The 15,627-nt window shown below is 46.4% G+C and carries 8 protein-coding genes; all 8 read left to right on the top strand.

From position 1 onward, the window contains the following. The first annotated feature begins 30 nt into the window (after positions 1 to 30). The 8 genes from G596_RS23875 to G596_RS23870 all read left to right on the top strand — a co-directional run bounded on the left by G596_RS23875 (position 31) and on the right by G596_RS23870 (position 15,529). Complete coding sequence (locus G596_RS23875) at positions 31 to 1,065, top strand: alpha/beta hydrolase (protein WP_022762110.1); 1,035 nt, start codon at positions 31 to 33, stop codon at positions 1,063 to 1,065. Positions 1,066 to 1,079: 14 nt separating this feature from the next. Then, positions 1,080 to 2,720 carry a glycoside hydrolase family 43 protein gene (locus G596_RS0112110; RefSeq protein WP_026671309.1) on the top strand — a complete coding sequence of 547 codons (1,641 nt, stop codon included), beginning with the start codon at positions 1,080 to 1,082 and terminating at the stop codon, positions 2,718 to 2,720. Between the two features lie 27 nt (positions 2,721 to 2,747). Next, positions 2,748 to 4,988: a glycoside hydrolase family 3 N-terminal domain-containing protein gene (locus G596_RS22015; protein ID WP_022762108.1), complete on the top strand. Its 2,241-nt coding sequence runs from the start codon at positions 2,748 to 2,750 to the stop codon at positions 4,986 to 4,988. 130 nt (positions 4,989 to 5,118) lie between these two features. Then, positions 5,119 to 7,755 carry a hypothetical protein gene (locus tag G596_RS0112100; RefSeq protein WP_022762107.1) on the top strand — a complete coding sequence of 879 codons (2,637 nt, stop codon included), beginning with the start codon at positions 5,119 to 5,121 and terminating at the stop codon, positions 7,753 to 7,755. A 220-nt stretch (positions 7,756 to 7,975) separates the two neighbouring features. Further along, entirely contained in the window at positions 7,976 to 9,091 is a 1,116-nt protein-coding gene (locus G596_RS0112095; protein ID WP_022762106.1) for a substrate-binding domain-containing protein, read from the top strand. A 133-nt stretch (positions 9,092 to 9,224) separates the two neighbouring features. Next, complete coding sequence (locus tag G596_RS0112090; protein WP_022762105.1) at positions 9,225 to 10,745, top strand: sugar ABC transporter ATP-binding protein; 1,521 nt, start codon at positions 9,225 to 9,227, stop codon at positions 10,743 to 10,745. After that, positions 10,742 to 11,767, top strand: a complete 1,026-nt coding sequence (locus G596_RS0112085; RefSeq protein WP_022762104.1) for an ABC transporter permease — start codon at positions 10,742 to 10,744, stop codon at positions 11,765 to 11,767. The genes G596_RS0112090 and G596_RS0112085 overlap by 4 nt, the downstream gene beginning before the upstream one ends. Positions 11,768 to 11,956: 189 nt before the next feature. Then, a complete protein-coding gene (locus tag G596_RS23870) occupies positions 11,957 to 15,529 on the top strand; it encodes a hybrid sensor histidine kinase/response regulator (RefSeq protein WP_022762103.1) in 3,573 nt (1,190 codons plus the stop codon). Positions 15,530 to 15,627 lie beyond the last annotated feature (98 nt).

The raw sequence follows: 15,627 nt of genomic DNA, 5'->3' as shown, positions 1-15,627 counted from the left end.
TTACTTTCCGACATAATAAAAGGAATCATTATGAAAATAGAAACAATAACACTTAATAAAGAAAGAAACGTAACTTTAACCGCAATGATCCAGGATGTAGGCGGAGAATTCAGAGGAGTGACCAAGCGCCCTGCAGTATTTGTAATCCCCGGCGGCGGCTATATGTTCTGCTCCGACAGGGAAGCAGATCCGGTGGCACTTCCGTATCTCAAGGCTGGATATGATGCCTTTATTTTGAGATATTCTGTTAAGGAGGATTCAGCTTGGCCCAATCCTTTGAATGACTACGATCAGGCTATGGATTATATCAAGGAAAAAGCTGATGAGTGGAACGTAATGACAGATAAGATTGCGGTTATCGGCTTTTCAGCAGGCGGACACCTCGCGGGCGCAGCAGCGACAATGTCAAAGAACCGTCCCGCAGCAGCAATTCTTGGATATGCAGTTTTAAGAGAAGATACTGCACATGAGATTACAGACGGTCCTTCAATTGTGGATGCTGTTGATGAGAAGACCTGTCCCTGCTTCTTGTTTGCAACAAGGACTGACAATGTGGTGCCGATCCAGAATACTATCGACATGATGAGTGCGCTGAATAAGTACAACACTTCCTTCGAGTGCCATGTCTATGACTATGGTCCGCACGGCTTTTCAACCTGCGATTCAAGTTTGGTATTTAAGAATGTGCTTATCACCGAGAGAGCAAAGAACTGGGTTGATGACAGTATCGGTTGGCTCCGCGATGTTCTTGGGGATTTTGATGAGACCGGTATTGTAAAGCCTGTATGCAAGGCGCATGTGACAGACGACGGTGAACAGTGGCTCTCACTTGACTGCACACTTCAGAGAATCTTTGGTAATCCCGAGGCCGTTAAAGTGCTCTCTGACACTATCGACAGAATGCGAAAGGAGATACCTCCCTTTGCACCTGATCTCACCTTTGACGACATGATGATGGGAGTCCTTGGAAAAATGAAGATGAGAGATCTTCTCGCTGAAAGAAATATCGATGTTGATAAGTTTGACGAGATGGATGAGAAGCTTTCAAAGATACCTAATATTTGATGGGAGTAGTTACTATGGAGCATTTAATCAGAAATCCTATAATTCCGGGATTTTATCCGGACCCTTCCATATGCAGAGTGGGAGATGATTTTTATATAGCAAATTCAAGCTTCGAGCTGTGCCCGGGAATACCGATTTTTCACAGTAAGGACCTTGCGCACTGGAAGCAAATAGGCTATGCAATGACACCGGAGAACGGCTTCTATACTGACGCCAACCTGTTTTCCGGCGGAGTTATGGCACCTACAATACGCTATCACAAGGGAACATTCTATATTATAAATTGTAACTTTGGGGATAAGGGCAACTTTATAGTAACAGCGAAGGATCCCAAGGGACCGTGGTCACAGCCTCATTACATTACAGACATTCAGGATATTGACTGCTCCATATTCTTCGACGACGATGACAAGTGTTATCTGGTTAGCCCCGGTGAGGATAAAGAGCAGGATAACAACAGAGCTTTCTATTTAACACCTTATGATATTGAGAATTTCAAGGTATGCGGCGAGAGAAAGAAAATCTGGAACAGTGCGATGAGAGGAGCCTGGGCGCCTGAAGCTCCGCACATATACCATGTGGGCGATTACTACTATCTGATGATTGCTGAGGGAGGGACAGAGCACAACCATTCCGTAATGATTGCAAGAAGCCAGACCATAGACGGATGGTATGAGGGAAATCCTGCGAATCCGGTACTCACACACAGACATCTCGGCTGGGATTATCCTATTGAAAATGTCGGCCATGCAGATCTTGTGGAGACACCTCAGGGAAAATGGTACGCCGTTATGCTTGGTGTCAGAATAATCGAAGGCCAGCACATGAACATGGGACGCGAGTCCTTCATCTGTCCGGTGGAATGGCAGAGAGGATGGCCGGTTTTCAGTAAGGAGACAGGAAAAGTTGAGCTGAGCTATCCTGCGGATCCGGATCTTCCGTGGTGTGAGGATGGGGATGAAATATCCACAGACAGAGATGATTTTGATGGAAAAACACTTGGCATAGATTGGAGCTTCTGGGGAACACCTTCGGAGGACTACTACAAAATAGAAGACAGCGCATTACAGCTTAAGTGCCTTAAGAGAGGTATGACAAGAAAGCTTCAGCCTGTGAGCTTTGCACCGAAAACCGAAAAGGATGAGAACGTAGCCTTTGTAGGCAGAAGACAGAGACACATAGACTTTTCATTCGAAATCAGCATGGACTTCAAGGCAGGCACAAATGAAGGGACAAGTGAAAGCGCAGGCATGGTGATAATGCAGCAGTGCAATCACCAGTACCGCTTCGAGAAAAAAAGCAAGGACGGAAAACAGATTATTGCACTTGTACTCGTGACTACAAAGCAGAAGGGACTTCCTTTCATGCCCGGATATGAGAGCGAGTCAACTGAGACTATCTTAAAGGAATGCGAGGTGGAATTTGACGGACCTGTAATTCTAAGGCTTGAAGCAAAGGGACAGGACTACACTTTCTACATGGGACAGACTGCGGATAACCTGGAAGAGTTCTACGCACATGCAGACGGAAAGAAGATAAACCCCGAAGAGGTTGGCGGCATGGTCGGAACCATGCTGGGAATGTTTGCATCCGGTAACGGAAGTGAATCCGATAACGTTGCAAAGTTTGACTACGCTGAATATACAGGCAGATAAAAAAAGGCATAATAAGAGAGGGTAAAAATGGGTATAGCATTAACAAAAGAGCAGACAAATAGGGTGGAAGAGTTGCTCTCAAAAATGACATTAACTGAAAAGATCGGACAGATGAATCAGGAGTCCGTTTCGATTGTGGGAGGCTTTGATGTGCCTTTTGAACAGCTCATCGAGATGATGACTGACGGAAGACTCTCGAAAGAAGAGTTTGAAAACATCATGAAAACCGCAAAGACCGACTACCATGAGGATGCAATCAGAGAAGGAAAAGTGGGATCACTCATGGTGCAGGATCCCGAGAAGTGCAACGAACTTCAGAAAATTGCGGTGGAGGAGACACGACTCGGAATTCCGCTTATCTTCGGACTTGATGTAATTCACGGATTCAGATCGGTTTATCCGATTGCAATAGCGGAGGCAGGCTCCTTTGACACAGAGCTTATGGAGAAAACTGCTGCGATGGCGGCTAAGGAATCCAGATGCTCAGGCGTTGCCTGGCACTTTGCGCCTATGCTCGATGTTGCAAGGGATGCAAGATGGGGAAGAGTATCCGAGGGACCGGGAGAAGACCCGTATCTTGGCTCATGCTTTGCAAGGGCGAAGGTGAGAGGACTTCAGAATGACCACTCTGAAAATGAAAACTACGTGGCAGCATGTCTTAAACACTTTGTGGGATACGGAGCGGCAGAGGCCGGCAAGGACTACAACACCGTAAGCATGGCTAACCACATTTTATATAACAATTATCTCGTGCCCTTCAGGGCAGCAGTGGAGGAAGGCGCGCAGACAGCTATGGCGTCCTTCAACGATTTGAATGGTGTTCCCAGCACTGTGAATAAGTGGGCGCTCCGTGACATCCTTAAGGACAACATGGGACTTCCGGGATTTGTCGTAAGTGATGCCAATGCAATAAAAGAATGTGTGGTTCACGGCATCGCCGAGGACGAGAAGGATGCAGGCGAAAAGTCAGCAAATGCCGGACTCGACATGGACATGGGAACGGAAATATATATTCAGAACCTTGAGAAGTCCGTAGAGGAAGGCAAGGTTTCAATGGATGCTATAGACGATGCCTGCCGCAGAGTTCTGTCCGTAAAGATGTGGCTTGGTCTCTTTGATCATCCCTATGTGTCCGAAGAGGTGATGAAGAGATACGAAGAGATTCCGGAAGAGCACAAAGCACTTGCTCTTGCATCAGCAGAGAAGTCAGCAGTCCTTTTGAAAAATGAAGGTGGTTTACTGCCCCTTAAAAAGGACACTAAAATCAGTCTTGTAGGAAGTCTTGCCGACAACAGGTCTGAAGTAGTTGGAGCCTGGGCAATAAGCTGGAAGGAAAAGGACTGCGTTTCTATTTTAGATGGAATGAAGCAGGAATTTTCAAATGTAAATTACTATCCCTGCGGTGGTCCCGAGGGTGATATAAATGATGATGAAGTCAAGGCTGCCTGCGATAACGGCGATGTGATCGTTGCGGTTCTCGGAGAAACTGTTGCTATGTCAGGCGAAGCTTCCTCAAGAGCGGACATCACACTGCCCGGAAAACAAAGAGAGCTTCTGCAAAAGCTCATTGCTTCCGGAAAGCCGGTGGTTCTGGTTCTTATGAACGGAAGACCGCTTGCCCTTCAGTGGGAAGCAGAAAATGTTACTGCAATCCTTGAGGGCTGGCATCTTGGAATTCAGATGGGTAATGCAATAGCACATATTCTTTCGGGAAAAAAGAATCCTGAGGGAAGACTCTCATCTTCATTCCCTGCAGTTACGGGACAGTGCCCGATCTACTACAATCATCCAAACACGGGAAGACCTGCGGGCAACTTCAAGTTCACCTCGAGATATCTCGATGCACCGTTCACCGCGCTCTATCCGTTTGGATACGGACTTTCCTACACAAGCTTCGAGTATTCAGACCTTGCAGTAACCGAGGACAACGATGCACTCAAAATCTCTGTTAAGGTTAAAAACACCGGTGACAGAGAAGGCACCGAGACTGTTCAATTTTATATGCAGGATGTCGCAGCATCAATAGTAAGACCCGTTAAGGAGCTTAAGTGTTTTGAAAAGGCCACGCTGGCTTCAGGCGAGGAAAAAACTGTAGAGGTAAAACTTTTAAAGAAGCATATGGGCTTCTGGAACAATCAGGGTAAGTACTGCTTAGAGGACGGACTCTTCAGAATCTATGCAGGTGCAGACTCAGCTACAGAACTGTGCGAAGAAATAAGAGTAGGATTTGAAAGCGTCGAGAAGGAGCCGGATTATCCTACAGAATAAAGCCTTCCCCTCATCCGCCCTTCGGGCACCTTCCCCCCAAGGGGAAGGCACAAAAGATGAAGCCTTCCCCTTTGGGGGAAGGTGGCAGCGAAGCTGCCAGATGAGGGGAAAAATATAAAGGAGAACAATCATGAATAACTACATTTTCCCTTTCCTGTGGATGCGCGGCGAGGACGAAGCCACCATCCGCAAGGAAATGGAAAAAATAGACGAATGCGGCATAAAGGCCGTCTGCGTGGAAGCAAGACCGCACAAGGATTTCTGCGGGCCCGGCTGGTGGCATGACATGGACATTGTCATTGACGAAGCAAAGAAGCGTGACATGAAAATATGGATACTGGACGATAAACACTTTCCCACAGGCTATGCCAACGGACTTATCGAGGAAAAGTATCCCGAAAGGAAAAAGCAGTACCTTGCATGTACTGCCTGCGATGTATTCGGTTCTGTGAGACCGCGCACACTTAACGTCCGCCGCATGATGAAACCCACCATAGGCTTCTGGCAGATAGGACAGCCTGCAAACGATGCGGAGAGAGAAAAGAATAAGATACTCTCAATCGTGGCTGTGCCCTTCGCGGAGGGCAACCGTTTTCATGAAAAAGAGATAAACCTCATGGGCCAGTACCATGGACAGGATGAGATAACCTTCACTCTCCCCAAGGGACAGTGGAGGATACATGTGCTTTACACAACCTGCACCGACGGTGGTAACGAGAGCTACATCAACATGATAGACAGCGTTTCCGCGCATACTCAGATAGAGGGTGTCTACGAGGAGCACTATAAGCACTACGGTGATCTTTTCGGAAATGTGATCGCGGGCTTCTTTTCAGATGAACCGCAGCTTGGCAATACAATGGAGCAGGGCTATGATACGAAGCTCGGTAAGCCCGGTATGCAGCTTCCCTGGAGCGATGAGCTTGCACAGATGCTAAAGGAGCGCTGCGGAGAAGACTATCAGAGACTTCTTGCCTTCCTCTTTGCAGAGGGTGAGGAGAAAAAGGACGAGCCTCAGATCCGCTATGACTACATGGATTGTGTTTCCAGACTTTATCAGAAAAACTTTTCAGAGCCCATCGGCAGATGGTGCCATGAGCATGGGGTCGAATATATCGGACACGTGGTTGAGGACAACGGAGTTCATTCAAGACTTGGCCTGGGAGATGCCCACTGGTTCCGCGCAATCAGCGGCCAGGACATGGCAGGTATTGACGTAATCGGAGGCCAGGTGGTATTCGGCGCGCCGGTTCAGGAGAGAAAGGGCATGGGACCGCTTGTTCTCGATGGCGAGTTCTATCATTATGCCTTAGGAAAAATGGGTGCCTCAGCGGGTCACCTTGATCCGAAGAAAAAAGGCCGCACTATGTGTGAGCTTTTCGGAGCCTACGGATGGAACTTCGGAGTGCGCGATCAGAAGAGACTTCTTGATCACCTTCTTGTGAGAGGTATCAATCATCTTGTTCCGCATGCATTTTCCATGGCACAGTATCCGGATTTCGACTGCCCGCCACATTTCTATGCAGGTGGAAACAACCCGGAATTCCCATATTTTGCAGAACTCATGAAGTATGCAAACAGAATGTGCGACCTCTTAAACGGCGGTGTCCACAAGGCGAGAATAGCTGTGCTCTATGACGGCGAGGGCGACTGGAGCGGATCATGCATGCCGATGCAGAGAGTGTGCCGCGCGCTCACAACGAATCAGATAGAGTTCGACATCGTATGCCTCGATATGTTGTGTGATCTCAAGGCCTACAACGGCTATGCGGACGGAAACAAAATTTGCATTAACGGTGAGACCTTTGATGTGCTTCTTGTGCCATATGCGGAGTATCTCCCCGAGAGGCTCTATGAGTTTAAGAAGGAAAATCCTACCTTCCCCGTTTACTTTGTCGGCGGCTACCCGAAGTCCATGCTTATGGATGAAGTGAGAAAAGCGCCTGCGAAAGAGGAATGGAAGAAGCTTTTCAGCATGGTCAGCCTTGATGAAGTGTCGGGAGAGCTTGAGTGCAACGACTGGAGCAAGCCTTTCCTTGATGAGGAGTTTTCGGAGCTCACACTCTACCATTATGAAAAAGAAGGTAAGCAGATTATTATGCTTATGAACGAGTCTCCCGAGGAAGATTTTAACGGTGTGATAAATCTTCCGTTCGAGGGAAGTGCAGTATATGTCGACGCCTTCAGACAGAAAAAATGGGCGCTTAGCAGGATGGCAGATGGCAGAGTAAGGATCGAAGTACCTGCAGGAGAGAGCTGTCTATTAATAGAAGAGGACGGAGAGGGGCTAAAGCCCTATTGCTCACTTTCCGGAAGACTTCGCGCTGCGGATAAGATAGAAGATATCTCCCACGAGTGGAAGGTCTCTGCAACAAAAGCAAAAGATTATCCCACTTTTTCGGAGGAAGAGACCTACAGAGATCTGGAGCCCTATAGCGATGCGCACCCGGATTTCGCAGGTGTCCTTCGATATAGGAAAAATGTCACCATAGGCCGTCCTGTAAAGGAAGCTTACCTTGAGATGGAACAGGTTTATGATGTGGTTAAGCTTTTTGTAAACGGAAAGGAGTCTGAAGTAAGGCTCACTCCGCCCTACACGGTAAGCATCGGTGAACTTCTGAAGGAGGGTGAAAACGAGATTCTCTGCGAGGTTGCAACAACACCCGCCAGAGACCAGAGAAACTACCCCTCTGCACCTTTTGACTTTAATCATGAAACCACAGACCCGACAGGTATTTGCGGGAAGGTGAGACTATACCTCAAATAAAAAGCCTTCCCCCTCATATGCATGCAACGGATATTTGACTTCTGTTGCATGCTTTTTTTATGCCTTCAAACTTTTGCAATAAAAGGGCGGCTATATTCAATAGAGGGAAAAGCGGGCACCCTCCTCCCCGCGATATCATATGTACATCAAATGAAACACGCACATGTGCACAGCACTTGTGACGAGCATAATTTTTTTCACTTTAGGGAGGATTATCAAAATGAAAAAGAAACTATTAGCAGGACTTCTTGCAGGTGTTATGGCATTATCACTTACAGCATGCGGCGGCTCATCTGCAGAGTCTACATCAGAATCAGCAGATACAGCACAGAGCACAGAGGCAGCTGCAGCTGAAGGCGCATCACACATCTATGTTCTTACAGCACCCGAGGATCACGGCTGGACAGGTTCCGTTGCAACATTTGCAAAGGAGAAGGTTGCAGAAGTGAACGGTGGCGGAAAGTACTCAGCAGAGGTTATCACCTGTGAGGACGCTGCTTACCAGATCACACAGATCGAGGACATCATCGCTAAGGGCGAGAAGGACATCACAGTAGTTGTTCAGCCTATCGATGACACAGTACAGTCAGCTATCCAGGAACTTGTAGATGCAGGAATTCCTTACGTAGCATTTGACAGAATCATCGACGGCGTTGCATCAAGCGCAGTTTCAAACGTTAAGGGTGACAACGAAGGTATCGGCGCAGGTTCTGCAGCATACTTCGTATCACTTGGAATGAAGCCCGGTGAAAAGGTATATGTTTACGAGGGCGACACTTCTTCAGTTACAACTCTTCGTGACCAGGGATTCACAGAGTATCTTCTCGGCGAGATCGAATTCGACGGACAGAAGATCGCTGATGATGCAAAGTGGACACAGGATCAGATTGATGCAAACATCACATATTCAGGCGCTATGAACTGGAGCCGTTCCGATACCAAGGCTGCTTTCGAGACACTTATGGGTGATTCTTCAAACACAGATATCAAGTGGTTCTACGCTGAGGATGATGAACTTGCAATGGGTATCCTTGAGGCACTTAAGGGTGGCGGAATCGACGATGCAGCTAAGGAAGCTTTCCTTGGAAACCAGCCCGTTATCACAGGCTGCGGCGGTCTTGATGAGCTTTACGGCGTTCTTCGCGGTGAGGACTACACAGATATCACAGAGAAGCTTGGCGGCATCATGTCTGTAACATACAGCCCCAGCATGATCCAGACAGCAATCCAGGATATGGTTGATTCACTTGATGGCAAAGAGGTTACTCAGGACCACGTAATCGAGTGCCAGAACGTAACTTCTGACAACGTAGCTGACTTCGTAGGATTCAATTAAAGCCTTCCCCTTGGGGGGCGCTCGACGTCCGGGGGACGTCGGTTCAGCGCGGACCGAAGCGGAGCGAAGACAGGTGGCAGCGAAGCTGCCGGATGAGGGGTCAATAAACACAAATGTAGGATAGGTAAAAATCATGGCACTTCTTGAAATGAAAGGTATACGAAAGTCCTTCAGTGGTGTGCCGGTATTAAAGGGCGTGGATCTTACAGTTGAGAAGGGTGAGATTCATGCCCTTCTCGGTGAGAACGGTGCAGGAAAATCCACACTTATGAACGTACTTACCGGAACAATACCGTGTGACGGCGGCAGCATCAGATTTGACGGGCAGGACCTTAAGAACATCACAGTAAGAAAAAGTGAACAGCTTGGAATAGCCTTCGTTCACCAGGAACTTAATCTCTTTAACGATCTTCGAGTTTTTGAAAATGTTTTCATAAACAGAGAGATCACCGGAGCTTTTGGAAAACTGAATAAAAAAGAAATGATCAGACAGTCCGAGGAGCTCTTTGAGAGACTGGGAATAAAAATGGATCCGAAGGCTATGGTGTCCGACCTAAGGACAGGAGACAAGCAGCTTCTTGAGATCAGTAAGGCTCTTCTTACAGGGGCAAAGCTCCTCATACTTGATGAGCCCACCACCTCACTTAACAATGATGAGGTTGAGCACCTTTTCGGTATGGTAAAGGACCTGAAAAATAAAGGAATATCCTTCATCTTCATTTCACACAAGATGCCTGAGATTTTTGCCTACTGCGACTCTTATACCGTTTTCAGAAACGGAGAACTGATTGGAAGCGGTAAGATCGCGGACACTACTCCTCCGGAGGTGACAAAGCTTATGGTTGGTCACGCCGAGGAGGCAGGAAGCTACGAAAAGAGAAAGACCGGAGATACGGTTTTGAAGCTCGAAAACCTGTCGGGTAAGGGCTTTAAAAACATTTCTTTTGAGGTAAAAAAAGGGGAGATTATAGGGCTGACCGGACTTCAGGGGTGCGGCAGCAGTGAACTTTTACAGTGTCTTTTCGGAATAACAGCGCCAATAGAGGGAACTTTGGAGATAAACGGAAAGCCTGTAAAAAGCGGTAGCGTTCACAAAGCTATGAAAGCGGGAGTAGGACTTCTTCCCGCAAACAGAAAAGAAACATCGGTAATACCGGATATGAGCCTTGTGGAGAATATGTATCTTGCAGAGCAGACGCTGTCCGCAGGAAAATTCCACATAAATAAAAAGGCTGAAACAGAGAAATACAACCGCTACCAGAAGCAGCTTAACATCAAGGCGGAATCGGGGAATTCGCCTATTGTATCGCTGAGTGGCGGTAATCAGCAGAAGGTGTTCATAGCAAGATGGCTTAACACAGATGCTAATATCCTTTTGTTCGACAACCCGACTCAGGGTATAGACGTCGGCGCAAAGGAAGAGATATACAAGCTGATCCTGTCTCTTGCAAATGAGGGCAAGACAGTACTTGTAAACACGCTCGAAATACCTGAGCTTCAGAAGGTAGCGGACAAATGTCTGATTTTCTATGAGGGACAAATAGCAGGGACTCTTAGTCACGAGGAGATAGAAGAGCACACAGTGATGATGATGTCCACAGGACTTACGGAAACCGGAGCAAAGAAAAACGATAACGAGGTAACAGTGAAATGAACAACAAGTCAAAAACAAATATGATAGGAAAAATATGGCGAGGCTACAGCTTCATATTTGTATTTTTCATAATTTTTCTGGTTTACGCTCTGACCAGCAGCGGCTTTACCTGGAGTGCGACCATGAATATTTTCCGTCACTCAGCAGTTATCGGAATAGTAGCACTTGGCATGGGCCTTGTGTGCCTCACGGGAGAGATAGATCTGTCAGCCGGCTCAACACTGGCTTTCGTCAGCGGTTTTTCGGTAGTCATTTTTAATATGACAAATGGCAACATCGCAGCAACCCTCATCTTTTCCCTGGTAATGGGTGCGCTTCTCGGACTCATCAATGGAATACTGGTCGGTGTTGTGAAAATGCCTTCCTTTATCGTAACTCTTGCAACCATGCTTATCTACAGATCCTTTGCACAGTATTTTTGCCAGCACATTTCAAAGAAGCTTATCGGCGGAGGAAGCTCAGTATACAAGATGACCTCCGGCCTTGCGGGCTACGATTCAATGTACGGCTTTGGTAACGGCAAGCTTGCAACACTTCCTATTGTGGGAATCGTGCTTATCCTTTTCACTGCACTTTTCGTGTACATCACAAACGATACTAAGTTCGGTAAAAAGATCTATGCCGTTGGTTCCAGCGAAAAGGGTGCATTCATGAGCGGTATCAACGTAAGACTCATGAAAATGATGTCCTTCGTGATCATGGGAGTTATGATCGGTGCAGCAGCTTTCCTCTGGATCTGCATGAACGGTTCATCTGATCCCGCAACAACAGGTAACAGCTATGAGATGTATGCAATCGCAGCAGTAGTGCTCGGAGGCATTGCAATGTCAGGCGGTAAGGGAAAAATGATCGGTGTTCTTTTCGGATCACTTTCCTACACCGTAATCGACAAAATCATCATCGCTCTTAAGATGGATTCACTCATTAACAACGCAATCAAGGGAATAATCCTTATCCTTGTAATTCTTATCCAGGTTGCAGGCCCTCAGATCAAAGAGAAGTTTATGACATCCAAAGAATGATCATATAGTTTTGGCACAAAGCCATAGAGCTTCATGCCTGAATTATAAGAAACATAGACAAATCACAGATCCAATCAAACGGGTCTGTGATTTTTTATGTTTATTTAAGATTTTTGGATGAAATACCATAGTAAAATAGATGCATAAAGGTTAAATTGTACCTTTTTTTCTTATAGAGGAACCTGTGTTATGGGCATCGATATCATTGAAAACGTATGCACCCTGCTGGTCGTTATTTTCGGGACGTTGTATTCGCTTTTTAAATACGTCAAGACGCCGCTTCGTGGGTGGCTTTACATTTCCATCTTTTTCCTGACACATCTTCTCAGCGATTATTATTGGACCACATATTTTCTCGTAATCGGTGAGGACCCTGATGTCTCGGCTCTGATGGCTTACTTCGGCTGGAATGTAGGCTATCTTGTTATGGTGCTCATGGCAATTAAAATGAGGCCGGATTATGTAAAAGGGTCCTTTAATCTTCTGATGCTGCTTCCGATTCCGCTCAATATCTGGCAGTTTTTCATATATATTCAGTACGGCGGAATCTTCAACAATATCTGGGAGGGAGTCCTGGCTACCGGTATCGCGTGCATATGTCTGCAGGTGATTCTGCATTATTTCATGCACAGGGCGGAGAATGTAGCTTTCCCGTATTTCCATGTTGTTTTGGCTCTTTTTATACTATTCGAATATGGCATGTGGACCTCCTCATGTTACGATTGGAGCTGGGCACCGGTAGATCCCTATTATGTATTCAGCTTCCTTGAGTGTGGATCATTGCTCCTTCTGGCGCCTGCCACTGACAAGGAATATGCCCAGAGGGGCTGTGTAAAGCCTGAGAGAAGCGTTCAGGAGACTCGGTTTACAATTCTCTTGCAGGCAACGATAGCAGTAATTATCTTCTTCGGCGGTGTCGGTGGCTACTCTGTCGGTGTTATGATGAAAAATGCTCTGCCTAAAGGGGCATCGGATCCCGGAAACTATAAAAATATCGCAATTACTCTCTTTGTCATTTCAATTGTTCTTGTACTTTTCATAATGATGATAATCACGATGACAGCCATGCGCTATAAGGCCATAGAGCGCAATATGCCCGAAGATGCTGCTATAAAGCGCGGACGCTTCAACTTTGTGCTGACTATTGTGATCACGTTGTCGCTGATGATCATTTCCGTTATTTATACATCAAGGCTGTTTTACAAAGTGGCTGTTACGGGTGTAATAGAAAACGGGCAGAACAGGGTTTATTCCACCTCGGAAGAACTCGAGAATTATATAGGTGTTGCGAGGTCGATTCTATGGGTTACGGCGGATACGGTAGATATCATGCTGGAAACAGGCTCTTCACAGCAAAATGTCCTTGATTACATCACGGATCAGACAAAGAATCAGTCTGAGCAGTTTGATGAGAACTTCACCGGTCTCTACGCCTATGTGAACGGAGAGTATTTGGACGGCTCCGGATGGGTTCCGCCTGCGGATTACGACGTGGAAGTGCGTGACTGGTATAAGAATGCGGTGGATGCGAACGGCAACACCATCATTGTTAATCCCTATGTTGATATGCAGACGGGATCGCTTGTTATAACCATTTGTAAACTGATTGATAACAGAGATGAACCCGGAAATTATGAAAAACGCGATGTCGTTGCACTGGATCTTGTCGTCAATCATGTTCAGAAGGTTACCGAGGATATCAATATCGGCGGCAAGGGCTTCGGGTTCGTTGTAAACAAAGACGGGATGATAATAGCCCACCCCGATCGCTCCTTAAACGGCAGCAATATAGAGGATATATACGGAACCGGACTCATAGAAACTATTACCGAAAACTGCAACAGCTCTGTGAAAGCAAGATTGGAGAACCGTGATTGTACTCTTTTCATAGATTCCGTCATAAATCAGTGGTATGTGGTGATTGCCATAAGTGATAACGAGCTCTTTGCGGAATCCAACGGACAGCTGGCAGTGAATATAGTTGTGTCACTGCTGATTTTCCTGCTGATTTCCTTCTTCTACTATCTGGGTTATAAGAATGAACAGCTGAATGCCAGAAAGATGGAGGATATGCGAAGCGCGGATATGCGCCATGAGTATGAGGCCCAGGTGCTCAAGCAAAAAGAGACAGCTGCGAATGAGGCTAACAAGGCAAAGAGTCAGTTCCTTGCACAGATGTCTCATGAGATAAGAACGCCTATCAATGCAGTGCTTGGTATGAACGAGATGATCCTCCGCACCTCGAAGGATGAACAGACTCTTGAATATGCCAATAACATTGATTCTGCCGGAAATATTCTGCTTGCGCTTATCAATACCATCCTGGATTTTTCAAAGATCGAGGACGGTAAGATGGATATAATTCCTGTAAATTATGATACATCATCATTCATTCTAGATCTGATAAATTCCATCAAGAGAAGAGCGGAGACAAAGGGATTGGAGCTCATTCCGGAGATAGACGAGAGCATTCCCTGCAAGCTTTTCGGTGATGACGTGCGCCTTAAGCAGGTTATAGTTAATCTTCTTACTAATGCCGTGAAGTATACTGAGACCGGATCTGTCTGGCTCACCATGAAAAATGTTATTATTGACGGTGACAAGTTGAAGCTCTACGTCTCCGTGCGGGATACCGGTATTGGTATCAAGCCTGAAGATATAGACAGACTCAGCCTTTCGTTCCAGAGATTTGATGAAAAGAAAAACCGAAACATCGAGGGAACGGGCCTTGGAATGTCCATCGTTACAAACCTTCTGAATCTCATGGGCAGTAGGATCTGCGTTCAAAGTACCTATGGCGAAGGCTCAAATTTCTATTTTGTTATTGAACAGGGAATTGTGGACAGAACGCCTATAGGCGATTTTGCAAAGAATCTGGAGAACAGGAAAAAAGAGCGCACGAACGAGGACCTGATAAGCGCGCCTGGCGCCCGGGTCCTTGTGGTGGACGACAATAACCTGAACCTCATGGTTGCCAAGAGCCTTCTGAAGCTGTGCAATATTTTTCCTGATGCAGTGGCTTCCGGAAGAGAGGCAATAAACCTCATGGGGAAGAAGTCTTATGACATTGTTTTCCTTGATCATATGATGCCGGGTATGGATGGAATCGAGACTTTGCATGAACTTGAGGAATGCAGCCTCATTCCTACCGGGACGAAGATGATAGTCCTAACTGCCAATGCGGTTGTGGGAGCTAAGGAAAACTATTTGAGGGAGGGCTTTGATGATTATCTGTCCAAGCCCATAGAGCTCAAAAATCTTGTGGAGCAGCTTAAAAAGTATCTTCCGAAAACCGCATATGAACATGTGCGCGAAACCGAAGCTGTAACGGTGAATACTGAAAAAAACAAGCAGCCCGAGAAGCCTGAATATAAGCCGATAGTATTCGATGATGATGCACCTGTCTATGATATAGAAAGACTGAAGGAGGCAGGTATGGACACCGAGACAGGCCTTGCCTATTGTGCAGGTGATCCCGACACCTTCTTTGAAGTGCTCTCTGTTTTCACAAGTGATTATGAATCGAAGAGCAGCAATTTTAAGTCTTATTATGAGAGTGAAAACTGGCATGATTATGACATTCTGATCCATGCACTTAAGGGTAATCTTCGTGCAATCGGAATGCAGGAGCTTGCAGAGAAGGCCTTTGCTCTGGAAAAAGCGGCCAAGGAAGGTGATGCCGATTACATCAAGGCTAATCACGAGGCTATGATGGAGGAGTATCGCAAAATTAATGAAGTTATCTGTGAAGCTGCGCTGTGATATTGTCGTATGATTTTTCGCACCCTTCGGAAATTCTCCGGAGGGTGTTTCTAAGTCTTGACCTCGCCCTTGGGGCAAACTTTATAATTCTTTTCAGA

The organism is Butyrivibrio sp. AD3002, from assembly GCF_000420905.1.
In the GTDB taxonomy this organism is placed as follows: Bacteria; Bacillota; Clostridia; order Lachnospirales; family Lachnospiraceae; genus Butyrivibrio.
The sequence above is the reverse complement of the archived record's forward strand: the minus strand, read 5'-3'. Positions and strand labels throughout refer to the sequence as shown.